Annotated in this window: 15 protein-coding genes; 12 read left to right on the top strand and 3 right to left on the bottom strand. The window is 48.1% G+C overall.

Annotation, left to right across the window (positions count from 1 at the left end; translation table 11 throughout):
* The first annotated feature begins 38 nt into the window (after positions 1-38).
* From rhgX to NSQ83_RS04150, 9 genes are all read left to right on the top strand, one after another.
* Positions 39-1,877 carry a rhamnogalacturonan exolyase gene (rhgX, locus tag NSQ83_RS04110; protein WP_198878929.1) on the top strand — a complete coding sequence of 613 codons (1,839 nt, stop codon included), beginning with the start codon at positions 39-41 and terminating at the stop codon, positions 1,875-1,877.
* Positions 1,878-1,928: 51 nt separating this feature from the next.
* Positions 1,929-2,582, top strand: coding sequence for a rhamnogalacturonan acetylesterase (locus NSQ83_RS04115; RefSeq protein ID WP_198878928.1), 654 nt, complete (start codon positions 1,929-1,931; stop codon positions 2,580-2,582).
* Positions 2,583-2,589: 7 nt separating this feature from the next.
* Positions 2,590-4,581, top strand: a complete 1,992-nt coding sequence (gene yesZ, locus NSQ83_RS04120) for a beta-galactosidase YesZ (protein WP_160243298.1) — start codon at positions 2,590-2,592, stop codon at positions 4,579-4,581.
* A gap of 43 nt (positions 4,582-4,624) precedes the next feature.
* Positions 4,625-7,198 carry a hypothetical protein gene (locus tag NSQ83_RS04125; protein WP_160243296.1) on the top strand — a complete coding sequence of 858 codons (2,574 nt, stop codon included), beginning with the start codon at positions 4,625-4,627 and terminating at the stop codon, positions 7,196-7,198.
* 121 nt (positions 7,199-7,319) lie between these two features.
* The gene (locus NSQ83_RS04130) at positions 7,320-8,828 is read left to right on the top strand and encodes an extracellular solute-binding protein (protein ID WP_129010169.1); all 1,509 of its coding nucleotides are present in this window, start codon (positions 7,320-7,322) and stop codon (positions 8,826-8,828) included.
* Between the two features lie 54 nt (positions 8,829-8,882).
* Complete coding sequence (locus NSQ83_RS04135; RefSeq protein WP_014479122.1) at positions 8,883-9,839, top strand: sugar ABC transporter permease; 957 nt, start codon at positions 8,883-8,885, stop codon at positions 9,837-9,839.
* A 13-nt stretch (positions 9,840-9,852) separates the two neighbouring features.
* Positions 9,853-10,740 carry a carbohydrate ABC transporter permease gene (locus NSQ83_RS04140; protein ID WP_042978042.1) on the top strand — a complete coding sequence of 296 codons (888 nt, stop codon included), beginning with the start codon at positions 9,853-9,855 and terminating at the stop codon, positions 10,738-10,740.
* A gap of 8 nt (positions 10,741-10,748) precedes the next feature.
* Positions 10,749-12,092, top strand: coding sequence for an alpha-galacturonidase LplD (gene lplD, locus NSQ83_RS04145; protein ID WP_339239003.1), 1,344 nt, complete (start codon positions 10,749-10,751; stop codon positions 12,090-12,092).
* A gap of 74 nt (positions 12,093-12,166) precedes the next feature.
* Positions 12,167-12,862, top strand: coding sequence for a DUF421 domain-containing protein (locus tag NSQ83_RS04150; protein WP_014479125.1), 696 nt, complete (start codon positions 12,167-12,169; stop codon positions 12,860-12,862).
* Between the two features lie 36 nt (positions 12,863-12,898).
* Here the strand turns inward: NSQ83_RS04150 and hmoA are convergent, their stop codons facing one another.
* From hmoA to NSQ83_RS04165, 3 genes are all read right to left on the bottom strand, one after another.
* Entirely contained in the window at positions 12,899-13,225 is a 327-nt protein-coding gene (gene hmoA, locus NSQ83_RS04155; protein ID WP_124059987.1) for a heme-degrading oxygenase HmoA, read from the bottom strand.
* 103 nt (positions 13,226-13,328) lie between these two features.
* Positions 13,329-13,691, bottom strand: coding sequence for a VOC family protein (locus NSQ83_RS04160; protein ID WP_198878927.1), 363 nt, complete (start codon positions 13,689-13,691; stop codon positions 13,329-13,331).
* A gap of 91 nt (positions 13,692-13,782) precedes the next feature.
* Entirely contained in the window at positions 13,783-14,277 is a 495-nt protein-coding gene (locus NSQ83_RS04165; RefSeq protein ID WP_003244106.1) for a hypothetical protein, read from the bottom strand.
* 197 nt (positions 14,278-14,474) lie between these two features.
* Here NSQ83_RS04165 and NSQ83_RS04170 point away from each other — a divergent pair, with 197 nt between their 5' ends.
* The 3 genes from NSQ83_RS04170 to NSQ83_RS04180 all read left to right on the top strand — a co-directional run bounded on the left by NSQ83_RS04170 (position 14,475) and on the right by NSQ83_RS04180 (position 16,422).
* On the top strand, positions 14,475-15,347 hold the full coding sequence (locus NSQ83_RS04170; protein WP_116316367.1) for an STAS domain-containing protein: 873 nt from the start codon (positions 14,475-14,477) through the stop codon (positions 15,345-15,347).
* A gap of 153 nt (positions 15,348-15,500) precedes the next feature.
* Entirely contained in the window at positions 15,501-15,668 is a 168-nt protein-coding gene (locus NSQ83_RS04175) for a YezD family protein (RefSeq protein ID WP_003244522.1), read from the top strand.
* 109 nt (positions 15,669-15,777) lie between these two features.
* Entirely contained in the window at positions 15,778-16,422 is a 645-nt protein-coding gene (locus tag NSQ83_RS04180) for a Bax inhibitor-1 family protein (RefSeq protein WP_014479129.1), read from the top strand.
* The last annotated feature ends 38 nt before the right edge of the window (positions 16,423-16,460 follow it).

Below are 16,460 nucleotides of genomic sequence, written 5' to 3' on the forward strand. Positions count from 1 at the left end.
GGGGAAGGAACGGGCTGCGCGCAGCCCGTTCCCATCAAATGAAACCAAAAAAGAGGCAAATGGAATACTTGACCAGAGGTTTGATTGCGGTACAGACAGAACAGGGGGTGTTTATCAGCTGGCGTTTTCTCGGCACGGATCATAAGACGACGGCTTTTCACCTTTATCGGGATGGAAAGCGGATCACCCGCGATCCAATCGCTGAAAGCACTAATTTTCTCGATCAAAACGGAACGGCTGACTCTGTTTATCAAGTGGCGGCTGTCAATAAAGGACGGGAAGAAAAGCTTTCCAAGGAAGCTCGTGTTTGGCAGGAAAATGTTCTGGAGGTTCCGCTTGTCAAACCGGAAGGCGGTGTGACGCCGGATGGAAAGCCGTACACCTACAGCGCCAATGATGCCAGCGTCGGGGATGTGGACGGGGATGGAGAATATGAAATCATCCTGAAGTGGGACCCGTCCAATTCAAAAGACAACGCCCATGACGGGTATACCGGGGAGGTGCTCATAGATGCCTATAAACTGGACGGCACCTTTTTGTGGCGCATCAACCTCGGCAGAAACATCAGAGCGGGCGCTCATTACACACAATTTATGGTGTATGACCTGGATGGTGACGGAAAAGCAGAAATCGCCATGAAAACAGCTGACGGCACAACAGATGGGAAAGGACATATCATCGGTGATGAGCATGCCGATTTTAGAAACGAACAGGGCAGAATTTTGTCCGGTCCGGAATATTTGACGGTGTTTAAAGGAGAAACCGGTGAGGCGCTCACGACCGTGGAATATGAACCGCCCCGCGGCAAGCTGGAGGATTGGGGAGACGGCTATGGAAACCGGATGGACCGTTTTCTCGCCGGGATCGCTTATTTGGATGGGGAGCGGCCGAGCCTTGTTATGGCGCGCGGCTACTATACGAGAACCGTGCTCGTGGCATACGATTTCAGAAACGGAAGGCTCAAAAAACGATGGGTATTTGACTCCAACCAGCCGGGACATGAAGCATACGCAGGACAGGGGAACCACAGCTTGAGCGTGGCGGATGTCGATGGAGACGGAAAGGATGAAATCATATACGGCGCAATGGCGGTCGATCATGACGGAACCGGCCTGTACTCAACGGGGCTCGGGCACGGAGACGCGATGCATGTAGGGGATCTGGACCCGTCACGAAAAGGGCTTGAAGTGTTCCAGGTGCATGAGGACGCCACGAAGCCGTACGGACTGTCACTGCGAGATGCCGGAACCGGTGAGATATTATGGGGCGTCCATGCTGGAACTGACGTTGGCCGGGGCATGGCGGCTCATATTGACCCAAGCTACAAAGGGTCGCTCGTCTGGGGAATTGATCCGCCGGGCAATGATGGCATGTCGTACGGGCTTTTCACGAGCAAAGGCGAAAAAATCAGCGACAAAGCGCCCCCTTCAGCCAATTTCGCCATCTGGTGGGACGGTGATTTGGTCAGAGAACTGCTTGATCATGACTGGGACGGAACGATTGGCAGGCCAAAGATTGAAAAATGGGATGCTGAAAACGGCTGTCTGAAGACGATATTTCAGCCGGCCGGCGTGCTGTCCAACAACGGCACGAAAGGAAACCCGGTTCTTCAGGCCAACCTGTTCGGAGATTGGCGGGAAGAAGTGATATGGAGAACGGAAGACAGCAGCGCGCTCCGTATCTATACAACGACACATCTCACTCGCCACCGCTTTTACACGCTGATGCACGATCCGGTTTACAGGCTCGGCATCGCCTGGCAGAATACCGCCTACAACCAGCCGCCGCATACGAGCTTTTACCTCGGTACAGGGATGAAAAAACCGCCGAATCCCGCCCTGTACATAGCGGGCAGCAAAGCGGAGTCGCCGCTGTAGGAGGGCTAAGGATAAGAAGCAGCCGTATAAAAAACGAGGGGGGAATGAAAAATGGCAAATCATATTTATCTTGCCGGCGATTCGACTGTTCAAACGTATGGAGACAGCACAAATCAAGGGGGCTGGGGGCAGTTTCTCGGCTCGCATCTGCCTGAGCATATTCAAGTGATCAACAGAGCGATCGGGGGAAGAAGCTCGAAAACATTTGTGGAGGAGGGCAGGCTTCAGGCAATCCTCAATGTGATCGAGCCGGATGATTGGCTGTTCGTGCAGATGGGCCATAATGACGCGTCGAAAAATAAGCCGGAGCGCTACACCGAGCCCTACACTACTTATAAACAATATTTAAAGCAGTATATCGCAGGCGCGCGGGAAAAAGGCGCCCATCCGCTTCTCATTACCCCCGTAGCCCGCTTTCATTACGAAAATGGCGTGTTTTTGAACGATTTTCCAGATTACTGCATTGCCATGAAGCAGACGGCTGAAGAGGAGAATGTCCAGCTCATTGATCTGATGGAGAAAAGCCTTGCTTTCTTTACTGAGAAGGGCGAGGAAAAAGTATACACCTATTTTATGATTTCAGAAGGGATTAACGATTACACGCATTTTACAAAAAAAGGCGCAAATGAAATGGCGAAACTTGTAGCAAAAGGCATAAAGGAGCTCGGCCTGCCATTGACAGAATCGATCATCAAAGAAAGGTGAAAATATGATGAGAAAACTGTATCATGGCGCTTGCTATTATCCGGAATTATGGGATGAAGAGACGATTCAGCAGGACATTGACATCATGCGTGAAGTTGGCGTAAATGTTGTGCGGATCGGTGAATTTGCCTGGTCTGTCATGGAACCTGAAGAAGGAAAAATAGACATCGGTTTTTTCAAAGAAATCATCACCCGGCTGTATGACAGCGGGATCGAAACGATCATGTGCACGCCGACGCCTACCCCGCCGATTTGGCTGTCACACGGCCGGCCCGAACGCATGCATGTCAATGAAAAAAGAGAGATCATGGGGCATGGCTCCCGTCAGCACGCCTGCACGAACAACCCGTATTTTCGAAAAAAAGCCGCCATTATCACCACAGCCATCGCCAAGGAGCTTGGCCGGCTCCCGGGGCTGATCGGCTGGCAGCTAGATAATGAGTTTAAATGCCATGTTGCAGAATGCATGTGTGAGACATGCTTGCGCTTATGGCATGACTGGCTCAAAAATCGCTACGGGGTGATTGAGCGGTTGAATGAAGCTTGGGGAACCGATGTGTGGAGCGAAACCTATCAGACGTTTGAGCAAGTCCCGCAGCCGGGACCGGCCCCGTTTCTGCATCATGCCTCTTTAAGCACTATGTATCAGCTGTTTTCGATGGAGATGATCGCTTCGTTTGCGGATGAACAGGCCAAAATCATCCGCTGCTATTCAGATGCGCCGATCACGCATAACGGATCAGTCATGTTCAGCGTGGACAATGAGCGAATGTTTCAGAATCTCGATTTTGCCTCCTATGACACGTACGCTTCGCAGGAAAACGCCTCTGCCTTTTTATTGAACTGTGATTTATGGAGAAATCTGAAACAAGGGCGCCCGTTTTGGATTTTGGAAACGAGTCCGTCGTATGCCGCCTCGCTTGAAAGCTCCGCTTACCCGCACGCAGACGGGTATTTGCAGGCCGAAGCCGTATCGTCCTATGCCTTAGGGGGCCAGGGGTTTTGCTACTGGCTATGGCGGCAGCAGCGTTCAGGCAGCGAGATTTCCCACGGTTCGGTTCTCAGTGCCTGGGGCGAACCCGCCATCGGCTATCAAAATGTGCTGGCGGTTGAGCGGGCAAGAAAGGAAATCGAGCCTATTATTCTATCGACTGAACCCGTTCAAGCCGAGGCGGCGATGACTTACTGTGACAGAGCAAAAGCATTTATTAAAACTGAGCCTCACCGGGGACTCCGGCATCGTTCGCTTGTGACGCATTTTTATGAACGTATTCTCAACACGGGGATTCACCGTGACCTTATTCCGGAAGGCGCTCCGCTGGACGGCTACCGCTTGCTGTTTACGCCATTTGTGCCGTATTTGTCTGCTGAATTTATCAAAAAAGCTTCGGCATTCGCTGAAGCGGGCGGCATCTGGATCGCCGGGCCGCTGACAGGAGGGCGCACATGCGAGCATACGATTCATACCGATTGCGGACTTGGCGAACTTGAGAAAACGTCAGGGATCAAAACACTGTTTACCTTTCCGATGAATGAGAACGTGAATACAGGAAAAGCGTTTGGCATCACGGCGCCGCTCGGACTATGGAGCGCGGTGTTTGACACAGAGAGCGGAAACACCCTTGGCACGGTTGAATCAGGACCGGGGGCGGGCCATGCATTTCTGACGGAACGGAATTACGGCGAGGGGAAAATTGTCATGCTGGGCTCGCTTCCATCCGGGAAAGAAGGGGATGCGATGCTGGAAGCGCTCGTTAGGCATTACGCGGAGGAAGCTGTTATTTCCAGCCGGTCGCATGTTACGCCCGGCACAATCGTTGCCCCGCGCAAAGGCGATAACGGCCTTGTGTGGATCATCGTGAATATGGATGGAAAAGGAGGAAGTGTGACACTGCCGGAAGCGGGAACAGATCTGTTGACGCACCGCTTGGAAAAGGCGGGGAGGCTGGCGATCGGACCGCATGAATACCGTGTGATTCAATTTGACAATCCCAGCTGATTCTTTGCATCGAATCAGCTTTTTTCTATGGAGGGAGAGACCGATGAAAAAGATCAAATGGTTATCAGGACAGCCAAAGGTGATAAGCGGTGTGACGTGGGGCGTGCCATGGAAAAAAGGAGAATTAAAAAAGGGTGACCGTCTGGCGCTTATGAATGAAAACGCGGAAACGCGATATGTGCAAAGCGAACCGTCGGCCTATTGGCCGGACGGGAGCATCAAGTGGACGAAGCACGCGGCGGTGTTTGGCGGTCAGGAAAACCAAAGCTTTACAGTGCACAAAAGAGAAGTGCCGCAGCCAACTGAATCGCTCAGCATTCATGAGACAGAGCATGATATCCAAGTGGATACAGGAGCACTCGTTTGTACCATTCATAAAACAGGATCTGATTTCATTCAATCATTGCAGATCAATGGAAAGCCGATCGCCGCAGGCGGGAGGCTCGTCGCGATAAGAGAAACGAGAAAGGAGTCGGCGGCGGAAACGGTTCTTTTGCATGAAAGGTCTGTCAGCTTTATCAAACGGGCTGCGATTGAGCAGAGTGGTCCTGTCAAAGCAGTAGTCAAAATCGAGGGAGTGCATGTGCTCCATAAAACGAATGAAGAATGGCTGCCGTTTGTCATCCGATTGACGTTTTATGCCGGGCTGTCTGAGATCGGCCTTGTGCACACGCAGCTGATTGACAGGAGCGGTAAACAAGAATTCATTAAGGGGCTCGGCATCGAATTTGCCCTTTTTTTGGAGGGAGAGCCGTACAACCGCCATTTCCGCTTTGCGGGAGAGAAAGGGATGTATAAAGAACCTTCCCAGCTGTTTGGCACACGTAAATTCAATGAACGATATCCGCTTTATGAAAAACAAATCAATGGCGAAATGCTGTCTCCAGATGAAGAGCATAAGGAATGGTTTGCACATGGCACACAGAATGCGGTTTGGGACGATGTCAAGCTCGTGCAAGATTCCAGCGATCATTACAGCCAGTCAAAACGGACCGGAAAAGATTATGCGTGGGTTGGAATGCTGCATGGCAGCCGGGCGAAGGGGCTTTGCTATGCGGGCGGAAAAAATGGCGGTGTGGCTCTCGGCCTGCGGTATTTCTTTGAGAAATATCCGTCAGCACTGGAAATCACAGGTCTTGCCGGCAGCCGCCCCAAAATGACTATCTGGCTTTGGCCTCCGGACGGCGAAGCGATGGATTTGCGGCATTATACAGGAAACACCCACGTGGCCAGCGCGTATGAAGGCTTTGATGAAATGCGCTCTGATCCGACAGGCATTGCGAACACAAATGAAATCAGCTTGGCGTGCTTTTCGCACATGCCGTCTGACGAAGTCCTCAATGCACTCGCTGACAAATGGCAGGCGCCGCCGCTCATTGTATGCGAGCCGGACGTCTATTACGAATCACAAGCACTCGGGGTTTGGAGCATCATTGACACATCCCATCCGCTCAAAAAAGAGCTGGAAGAACAGCTCGATGCGGCCTTTCTGTTTTATAAAAAGGAAGTAGAGCAACGCAGATGGTACGGTTTTTGGCATTATGGCGATGTCATGCATACGTATGACCCGATCCGGCATATGTGGCGGTACGATCTCGGCGGATACGCATGGCAAAACAATGAGCTCGTTCCGACCTTATGGCTGTGGCAGGCGTTTTTCCGCTCAGGCAAAGAGGATATCTTTCGCATGGCAGAAGCCATGACCCGCCATACGAGCGAAACGGACAGCTTTCACCTCGGTGAATACGCAGGACTTGGTTCACGGCATAACGTTGTGCACTGGGGGTGCGGCTGCAAGGAAGCGAGAATCAGCATGGCCGGGCTTTATAAATTCTATTATTATCTGACGGGTGATGAGCGGACGGGAGATCTTTTGACAGAAGTGAAGGATGCCGATTATGCCCTCGTCAAAACCGATCCGATGCGCGCTTTTTACGAGAAAGGCAAGCACCCGACTCACGCCAGAACGGGACCGGACTGGGCGGCGTTTTGCTCGAACTGGCTGACGGAATGGGAGCGGACCGAAAATCCGGAATATCTCAAAAAAATCAAAACGGGAATCAACTGTCTGAAGCGGCTGCCGCTCCGCTTATTATCCGGCCCGACATTTGAATATGACCCGGCGACCTCGATGCTTCATCACATGGGAGACGGCATTGCGGGCGGATATCATATGATCATTGCCTTCGGCGCGCCGCAAGTGTGGATGGAGCTGGCTGAGCTTCTTGATGACCGGGAATGGGAGGATATGCTGAGTGAATTCGGCGAATTTTACACACTAAGTGATGAGGAAAAACGAAAAAAAAGCGGAGGCGCTCTTCATGACGGGCATTTTCACTGGCCGATGTTCGCCGCCGGTATGACAGCCTACGCCGCGAGAAAAAAACAAGATCCTCATCTCGCCGCCAAAGCGTGGAATCTTTTGCTCGATGATAAGCTCAGCCATACGCCGCTTCCGATCAAACCGGAGCGCATCGAGACATGGACGCAGCTAGAGGAGCTTCCATGGGTGACAACGAACACTGTCTCTCAATGGTGTTTAAATGTCATAGCGGCACTGGAACTGATCGGAGATTCCCTTCCGGCAAAAAAAGAAACATCGGGCAAAAAAGGATAACAGCCGGAATTTCATAGGAGAAATGGTGCAAAAAATGAAGATTGCAAGAATTTATGTAAGCGCTTTATATTGAGAGGGGCAAAGGGGAAATGCAAATTGAAAAAAGGGGGACTTACGCATCATGAAAATAAGAATGCGAAAAAAATGGATGGCCTTGCCGCTTGCTGCCATGATGATCGCCGGATGCAGCCATTCGGAAACATCCAATTCAGCAAGCGGTTCGAAAGATACGATCAAAATTATGGCGCCGCTTTTATCGCCGGAAAGCCCGAGTGATAAGAGCCCTTCATTAAAAGCACTCGAAAAATACACAGGCAAAGAGATTAAGGTCACATGGGTGCCTGATTCATCCTACAACGACAAATTCAACATCGTCATGGCTTCAGGAGAGATGCCTCACGCGATTGTCATTAAAGATAAGTCAGCCGGCTTTATCAAGTCTGTCAAAGCAGGGGCGTTTTGGGAGCTGTCTCCTTATTTAAAAGACTACAAGAATTTAAGCCAGGCAGATGAAAAGATTTTGAAGAACAGCTCGGTGAACGGCGAGGTGTACGGAATCTATAGAACGAGGGATCTGATCAGGGCGTGTATGATCATCAGAACCGACTGGCTGAAAAATGTCGGTCTGGATATGCCGGAAACGCTTGATGATTTCTATGAAGTGCTGAAAGCCTTTAAGGAAAAAGATCCTGACGGAAACGGCAAGGATGATACGTACGGCATGGTCGTGCCGAAATGGATGGGACTCGGCAACGGAAGCCCATGGGATGTTCTGCAAATCTGGTTCGGCGCTCCGAACCGCTACGGTGTTGAAAACGGAAAGCTGATTCCGGATTTTACAACGAAGGAATACATGGATGCGCTCACGTTTTTTAAAAAGCTCTATGATGAGGGATTGATCAATAAGGACTTTGCTGTCATGGATTCTGCGAAGTGGAATGATCCGGTTGTAAAAGGAAAAGCGGGTGTCATCGTTGATACAGGCTCAAGAGCGTCTCAAATCCAAAGCGCGATGGAGGAGGCGGATGAGTCGAACAAGGATATCATTGATATCGTCGGCTCGCTTGAGGGACCGAATGGCAAGCGCACCTTCCCGACATCTGGTTATTCAGGCATGATCACGATACCAAAATCAAGCGTCAAAACCGAAAAAGAGCTGAAAGAGGTGCTGTCCTTCCTCGATAAGATGAATGATAAGGAAGCGCAGATTCTCACGAACAACGGAGTGAAGGGCCGCAATTACGAGCTCAAGGACGGCGTATTCACCTCACTTGAAAAAAACAATAAATCTCTCCTGTATGAGCATGAAGGCTTGGCACAGTTCAGCATGTCGATTCCGAAAAGCGAGTATTACATCGAAGACCAGAAAACCAAGCTCTTCCAGCATCGCAAGGACATCATAACCGAAGGAGAAAAAATAGCCGTCTTTAACCCGGCTGAGTCGCTTGTATCTGATGTCTATACCCAAAAAGGAGCCCAGCTTGACAACATCATCCTCGACGCGAGAACACAATTTATCATTGGAGAAATTGATGAAAAAGGGTTCGATGATGCGGTGGAGCTTTGGAAAAAAAGCGGCGGCAATGACCTGATGAAGGACTTGAACAAATTGTACCAATCGTCAAAATAAACCGATGCGCCTGCCTTTCGGCGGGCGCCCCGGTATCACGAAAGGAGAACAGATATGGAAACAGTGCCGAAGAAGGGAGATGCACCTGTTCTCACCGCTGGAAAAGGCATCAGCTGGATGGCTGCGCTCAAACGGGACAAATGGCTTTATCTTCTTCTTATTCCCGGTCTGCTTTATTTCTTGATTTTCAAATACTTGCCGATGTGGGGTGTGCTGATCGCTTTTAAAGACTATTCGCCATATCTCGGCTTCTGGAAAAGCGAATGGGTCGGCTTTGATTATTTCAAAGACTTTTTTATGAATCCGGATTTTTTCCGGCTGCTGCGCAACACCCTCATGCTGGCGAGTCTGGATCTTTTGTTTGCCTTTCCCGCGCCTCTCATTTTGGCCCTGCTTTTGAATGAGGTAAGAAAGGCCGTGTATAAAAGATGTATCCAAACCTTTATTTACGTACCCCATTTTGTATCATGGACAATTGTGGTCAGCATCACCTTCGTTTTCTTTACTGTCGATACAGGTGTGATCAACAAATTGATTATGAGCCTGACAGGTGAGCAGATTTCTTTCTTGTCGGATGCAGACTGGTTCCGGCCAATGATTGTGATGCAAAGCATTTGGAAGGAGACAGGCTGGGGAACGATTCTATTTTTGGCAGCGCTTGCTACGGTTGATCAAGAGCAGTATGAAGCGGCCATCATGGACGGAGCGGGGCGGTTCAGGAGAATGTGGCATATTACGCTGCCGGCGATTAGAAGCACCATTATCGTTTTGTTGATTTTAAGAATCGGCAGCTTTTTGAATCTTGGCTTTGAACAGGTGTATTTGATGACGAACTCACTCAACCGCAGTGTGGCTGACATCTTCGACACGTATGTGTATATGATGGGGATTACCCAAGGGGCGTATAGCTACAGCACGGCAGTCGGTTTGTTTAAATCAGTTGTCGGGATTATCTTGATTTTTGGCGCCAATTACATTGCGAAAAAGTTTGATCAGGAAGGATTGTTTTAGAGGAGGGAGAGGTATGGCTGAAATTCACACGATGCACAACACCAAAGCCGGACGGGTGTTTGACGTCTGCAACATTCTGTTTCTCGGCGGTATCGGCGCGATTACCATTTTGCCGTTTTTATATATTATCGCCGGTTCCTTTGCGACAGAAGCGGAACTCGCCCAGCGGAGCTTCTTTATTTTCCCGAAAACCTTTACACTTGATGCTTACAAGTATGTGTTTTCGACACCGACGTTCCTTCGAAGCATGGGCGTGTCCATCTTCATCACGGTGGTTGGGACGGCTGTACAGCTGTTTTTTACCTTCACGATGGCGTATCCGCTGGCGAAGCGGCATGTGAAGGGACGGAATCTGCTGTTGAATCTGGTGATTTTCTCCATGCTGTTTTCAGGCGGCATGATTCCGACGTACCTTGTCGTAAAATCACTTGGCCTTTTGGATACGTATTGGGCATTGATTCTGCCGATGGCGATTAATCCGTTCAACCTTATTATTATCAAAAACTTCTTTCAGCAGCTGCCGCGCGAGCTGGAGGAATCAGCGAAAATTGACGGCTGTTCCGAAATCGGCGTCTTCTGGCGGATCGCCCTGCCCCTGTCAAAGCCGGTTATTGCGACCTTTGCGCTGTTTTATGCGGTCGGGATTTGGAATGATTTCTTCCACGCTCTCTTATATATCAATGACAGTGCAAAATGGCCGCTGCAAATGGTGCTTCGCCAAGTCACGATTTTATCGGATTTAACGGCGACCAATGGCGATACGATGCAAAATGCCGTTCCGCCGGAGCAGGGAATTAAACTCGCTGTCATTGTCATTGCAACGCTGCCGATTTTGGCGGTCTATCCATTTTTACAAAAACACTTTGCAAAAGGAATGCTGATCGGTTCGGTGAAAGGCTGAGAAAGGGAGTGTTTCATATCAGTACATTAGATCAGATTAAGATTGCCTATATCGGCGGGGGGTCCCAAGGCTGGGCCAGAAGCCTGATGAGTGATTTGTCGATTGATGAACGGATGTCAGGCACGGTGGCGCTCTATGATCTTGATTTTGAAGCCGCTCAGAAAAATGAAGTGATCGGCAATCACAGCGGGAACGGCAGATGGAGATATGAGGCTGTTTCTACTTTGAAAAAGGCGTTATCAGCCGCGGATATCGTCATTATTTCCATTTTGCCGGGATCACTGGATGATATGGAAGTCGATGTCCACTTGCCTGAGCGCTGCGGTATTTATCAGTCTGTAGGTGATACTGTCGGGCCTGGAGGGATCATCAGGGGCTTGCGTGCTGTGCCGATATTTGCGGAAATTGCCCGGGCAATAAGAGACTACGCACCTGAATCATGGGTCATTAATTATACAAACCCGATGTCTGTCTGTACAAGAGTGCTGTATAAAGTGTTTCCCGGCATCAAAGCGATTGGCTGCTGCCACGAGGTATTCGGGACGCAAAAGTTATTGGCGGAAATGGTCACGGAAAGGCTGGGGATTGAGGTGCCGCGGCGTGAAGATATCCGCGTTAATGTGCTCGGCATTAACCATTTTACATGGATCACAAAAGCCTCTTACCGCCATATTGACCTGCTGCCTATATTCCGTGAATTCAGCGCGCACTATGGGGAATCAGGAGGATATGAGCTGGAGGGGGAAAGCTGGAGGGACAGCGTCTTTTGTTCGGCACACCGTGTTGCGTTTGATTTATTTGAAACGTATGGCGCCATCCCTGCTGCGGGAGACAGGCATCTGGCAGAGTTTCTTCCCGGCCCATACCTCAAACAGCCTGAAGTATGGAAATTTCATCTCACACCTATATCATTCAGAAAACAAGACAGAGCTGAGAAACGACAAGAAACAGAACGGTTGATCGTGCAACAACGAGGCGTTGCTGAGAAAGCTTCGGGAGAAGAAGGCGTGAATATCATAGCGGCTCTTCTCGGATTGGGTGAACTCGTCACAAATGTAAATATGCCGAATCAAGGCCAGGTCTCAAACCTTCCTATACAAGCCATTGTCGAAACAAACGCATTCATCACAAGGAACCGTGTCCAGCCGATTTTGTCCGGAGCGCTTCCGAAAGGTGTGGAAATGCTGGCGGCTAGGCATATATCCAATCAGGAGGCAGTGGCGGAAGCAGGTTTAACAAAGGACACTGGCCTCGCGTTTCAAGCCTTCCTCAATGACCCGCTTGTCAAGATTGACCGCAGTGATGCAGAGCAGCTTTTCAATGACATGCTCCAATGCACCATGCAACGTTGAGCGGAGCTTTTCCGGTTTAGAAAAGAAACCATTGACCATACTGATAGTATTATCAAGAAGTAGGTGCTATCAATATGGGAAATTATTTAAGTGTTGCGGTAGAACTGGTCTGCGGTTTAGGCATTTTATTTATCATCTTAAAGCTTCTCGGGAAAACCCAATTTTCTCAAATTACGCCGTTTGACTTTATCTCTGCTTTAATTTTAGGAGAATTGGTCGGAAATGCCGTTTACGATCATGAAATCAAGATCAAAGAAATTATTTTTGCTTCGCTGCTGTGGGGCGTGCTGATTTATATTATTGAATTTATCACGCAAAAAATGAAATCATCGCGGAAGTTCTTGGAGGGTGAGCCGAATATCGTCATCCGCAAAGGGGAGCTTCAATATAAAGTATTGAAGAAAAATAAGATGGACATTAACCAGCTGCAAAGCCTATTGAGGCAAGCTGGGAGCTTTTCGATTCAAGAAGTAGAATATGCGATTTTGGAAACAAACGGGATGGTCAGCGTGCTTCCAAAATCAGACTTTGACAAACCGACCAATAAGGATTTGCAGATTCCTTCGAAGTCTGTTTCCCTGCCGATCACTTTAATCATAGATGGAGAGATTGTCCGGGATAATCTGAAGGAAGCAGGTGTGGATGAACAGTGGCTGAAGCAAGAATTGAAAAAGAAGAACATTGATAAGACGGAGGACGTGTTATTTGCAGAATGGCATAAAAATAAGCCGCTGTATACCGTAACATACGAACAAAGCAGATCAACATGACTCTTAGAAAAAAGCTTGCAGCAAGGCGCAAGCTTTTTATTGATTGTATGTCCCTTGTTTGACAGCACGTACATGGTACATGCTCACTTCAGTGCTGATCAGATAGTCAGGCTTTGGTTTGCCTTTGTTTGCTTTATGGCCAGCGATATGCGCATCGCTTTTTTCCCATTGCTTCCAGCGATCCTCTGATTCCCAGCGAATCATGACAACAACTTCTTCATCACCGCGGCGTACATTTTTCTCAAGCACTGTCACATCAATTAAACCTTCTTGTTTTTCAATGATTCCTTCAGCGCTGAAACGTTCTATGACTTTATCTGCATAGCCTTCTTTAACCGTCATTTTTCTTAACTGTACAAACATTTGTCTCACTCCAATCATTCTCACATATGAATAATTGTAAATGAAATTCATTCTCAATGTCAAAGAAAGCGCAGGGCGGAATCGAACCGCCGTGCGCAACAGTTTATTCTTTTAATAAAAACACATTTCCGTCTTCGTCCTTAAATTGAACGAAGGTGCCCCACTCCATTTGATTGGGCTCACCGAGAAATTCTACACCGTTTGTCTTCATTTTCTCGTATGTACCAAAGATGTCTTCGCATTCAAACACAATAGAAGCCTTCATTTGCTCTGAGCCTTTCATCATGGCTTTCGGGTAAATGACTAAACGAGTCTCGGCCCCTTTTGGCGCAACCTCCAGCCAGCTTGCTTCAGGTCCCATTGGGTGGTCCGCTGCAATATCAAAGCCTACCTTCTCTGTCCAAAATTGCTTCGCTTTCTGCTGGTCCTCGACATATACAGCAACAGTGCTAATTTGTTTGATCATAGGGAAACCTCCAAGTTCAAAAGATAATAATACTATAACCTGTTTACGGCCGAAGTAACATAAAAAAATCAGCCGGGAAACCGGCTGATTATTAAAATGAGCAGCTTACAACATCGATGTGATTTGTGTCTAAGGCGAAATAAACCCAGCGGCGCCGTGAGGAATCCCAATAAAAGCCGCCGACGGATCTTCTGCCAAGGATAATTGGGTAGAACCAAAATGAGCGGCCATTGGTTAACCAAACATAGGTAAATCGGAAAAGGCAAGGCCGAATGGTGATTGGTTCAACTAACAAAACGGCTCCTTGAGAACCCTGCGGTTTTGGGGGTTTCGCTGGTATTTGGGAAGGAGGAGGTCCCTGGGGCGCACCGCCGAAGCCTGGGCTGGCACCGCTGCCAATACCAGGGCCGGAGCCGCCGCCAAAACCTGGAACAGCGCCACCGCCAATACCAGGGCCGGAGCCGCCGCCAGAGCCCGGAACAGCACCGCTGCCAATGCCAGGCCATGGATATCGGTATTCATATTCAAAAGCAGGCCAAGGCTCATAAAAATGCCCCGCAAACATATAAGGATCAACATAATACATGTGATAACGTCCTTTCTCATTGTAAACTGTACACTGCAGTTTATGCGGGCGGACTCTTATTGGTGCATTCGCCTAAGGATATGAAGCTGGAATGCTCTCAAAGAGCAGAATCATTTGATTTTTCTCTAGTCTTATTCACAATTCCGATTTATCATTTTATAATGAAAGTGCTTCTATTACGAAAAAGGAGACAGACCGTGAATATCGATCAATTATTATATCAATATATCATAGACAACACTGCGGATATTACTGAGAAATGGTTCAGTTTGCGTTGCCAGCTAAAAGGCGAGCTATATTCCGCCAGCCATTTAAGTGAAGAAACGAAAACACTTTTAACCGAGCAGCATACATTTACCAATATAACAATCGCAAGCGCATTTCTGGAGGATCAAACCGATTTTCAAGACAACATGACAAAATGGGCGGAAAACGTTGCGAAAAACAGGGTAGAGCAGGATGTTCAAGTTCATGAGGTCGTAGAAGCCATATCCAACTCTAGAATCTCATTCTGGGACGCAGTCGCCACATTTATAAAAGAGAATCAGGAGATCGTGACAAATGAGGATGCAGACCGATGGAACCGCATTGTGAATCAGTCGTTCGATAAGCTGATTATTGAATTCTCTGAGCAGTACCAAAAATTCATGCTGATGAGGCTCACATCTCAGCAGGAACTGATCTCAGAGCTTGGCTGCCCGGTCATTTCCATTGCCGATGGAATCGGGATATTGCCGCTTATCGGCTCCATTGATACAAAACGGGCACAGGTCATTTTAGAAACAGTGCCGGTCCGCTGTGTCGAGAGAAAAATCACAAGCCTCGTCGTTGATCTTTCGGGTGTTCCGATTGTGGATACCATGGTGGCTCAGCAATTGTACAACCTGTCTAAAACGCTTTTCTTATTAGGCGTCAAAGCCGTATTTTCAGGGATTCGCCCGGATGTGGCCCAAACATCGATTCAATTGGGGCTTGATTTTAGTGAATATGAAACGTACGGCACGCTGAAGCAGGCATTAGAAAATATGGGTGTCCGCTGTATTGTTGAGGAATTGGAAGAAAACAAATAGGAAGTTTCCAGGCATATGATTGTCCGTCACCGGGTGATCATATGCCTTTTTGATTTGAACAGAAATCACCATTGATTTATCAAAAAAAACATAATATTATAATTCTTATAAGAATACTGTGAATTAAACCTATTCGACAGGGGGGAAGGTCTTTTGGTTTCAAAATCAACGATTGATCCGGAAGTGATTGAAAAAATAATCAGCTCGCTGGAAACACTCGATTTCGGCACCGTTCAAATTACGGTTCATGATTCTCAGATTACCCAAATTGAGAAAATAGAAAAGCACCGTTTTTCGCTGAAAAGGAAAGAATCAAAATGATAATGTAAAGGGCGTTTGTTTTCATTAAATTCTCCTTAAAACATATACATATTTCATCCAATTTTTATATAATAGACCTTTAAGATCATTTTTTAGGAGGATTTTTGACATGCAAGCTACGGTTCACGAGAGTAAGCAATCGATCATGCAACGCATTTTGACAGTCTTTGTCTTTACTTTGCTGATCGCGACTGTCGGCCTTTTTATCGGCCAATTTGTTCCTGTCGCTTTGATGCTGCCGCTTTCTATTCTTGAAGTGGTGATGATTATTCTGGCCTTCTGGATGCGCAGAAGAAAAGCGGTCGGGTATGCGTTTGTATATACATTCGCGTTCGTTTCCGGCATTACCTTATTTCCGATCGTCAGCCATTACGCTTCCATCGCCGGCGCCTATGTCGTGCTTGAAGCCTTTGGTTCTACATTTGTCATTTTTGCCGTCTTAGGCACAATCGGCGCAAAAATGAAGAAGGATTTATCCTTCCTGTGGTCATTTCTGCTGGTTGCGGTGCTCGCCCTCGCAGTGGTAGGGATTTTCAACATTTTCAGCCCGTTAAACTCAGCGGCGATGATGGCGTATTCCGTGATCGGAACCATCGTCTTTTCCCTTTACATTTTGTATGATTTGAACCAAATCAAGCACCGCCACATTACGGAAGACTTGATTCCGGTTATGGCGTTATCGCTGTACCTAGACTTTATCAACTTGTTCATCAACCTGCTCCGCTTCTTCGGCATTTTGAGCAGTGATGATTAATGAAAAAGCGCCTGTCATTGGATAGGCGTTTTTTTTCC

This window comes from Bacillus sp. PS217 (assembly GCF_037963535.1).
Lineage (GTDB): Bacteria > Bacillota > Bacilli > Bacillales > Bacillaceae > Bacillus > Bacillus subtilis.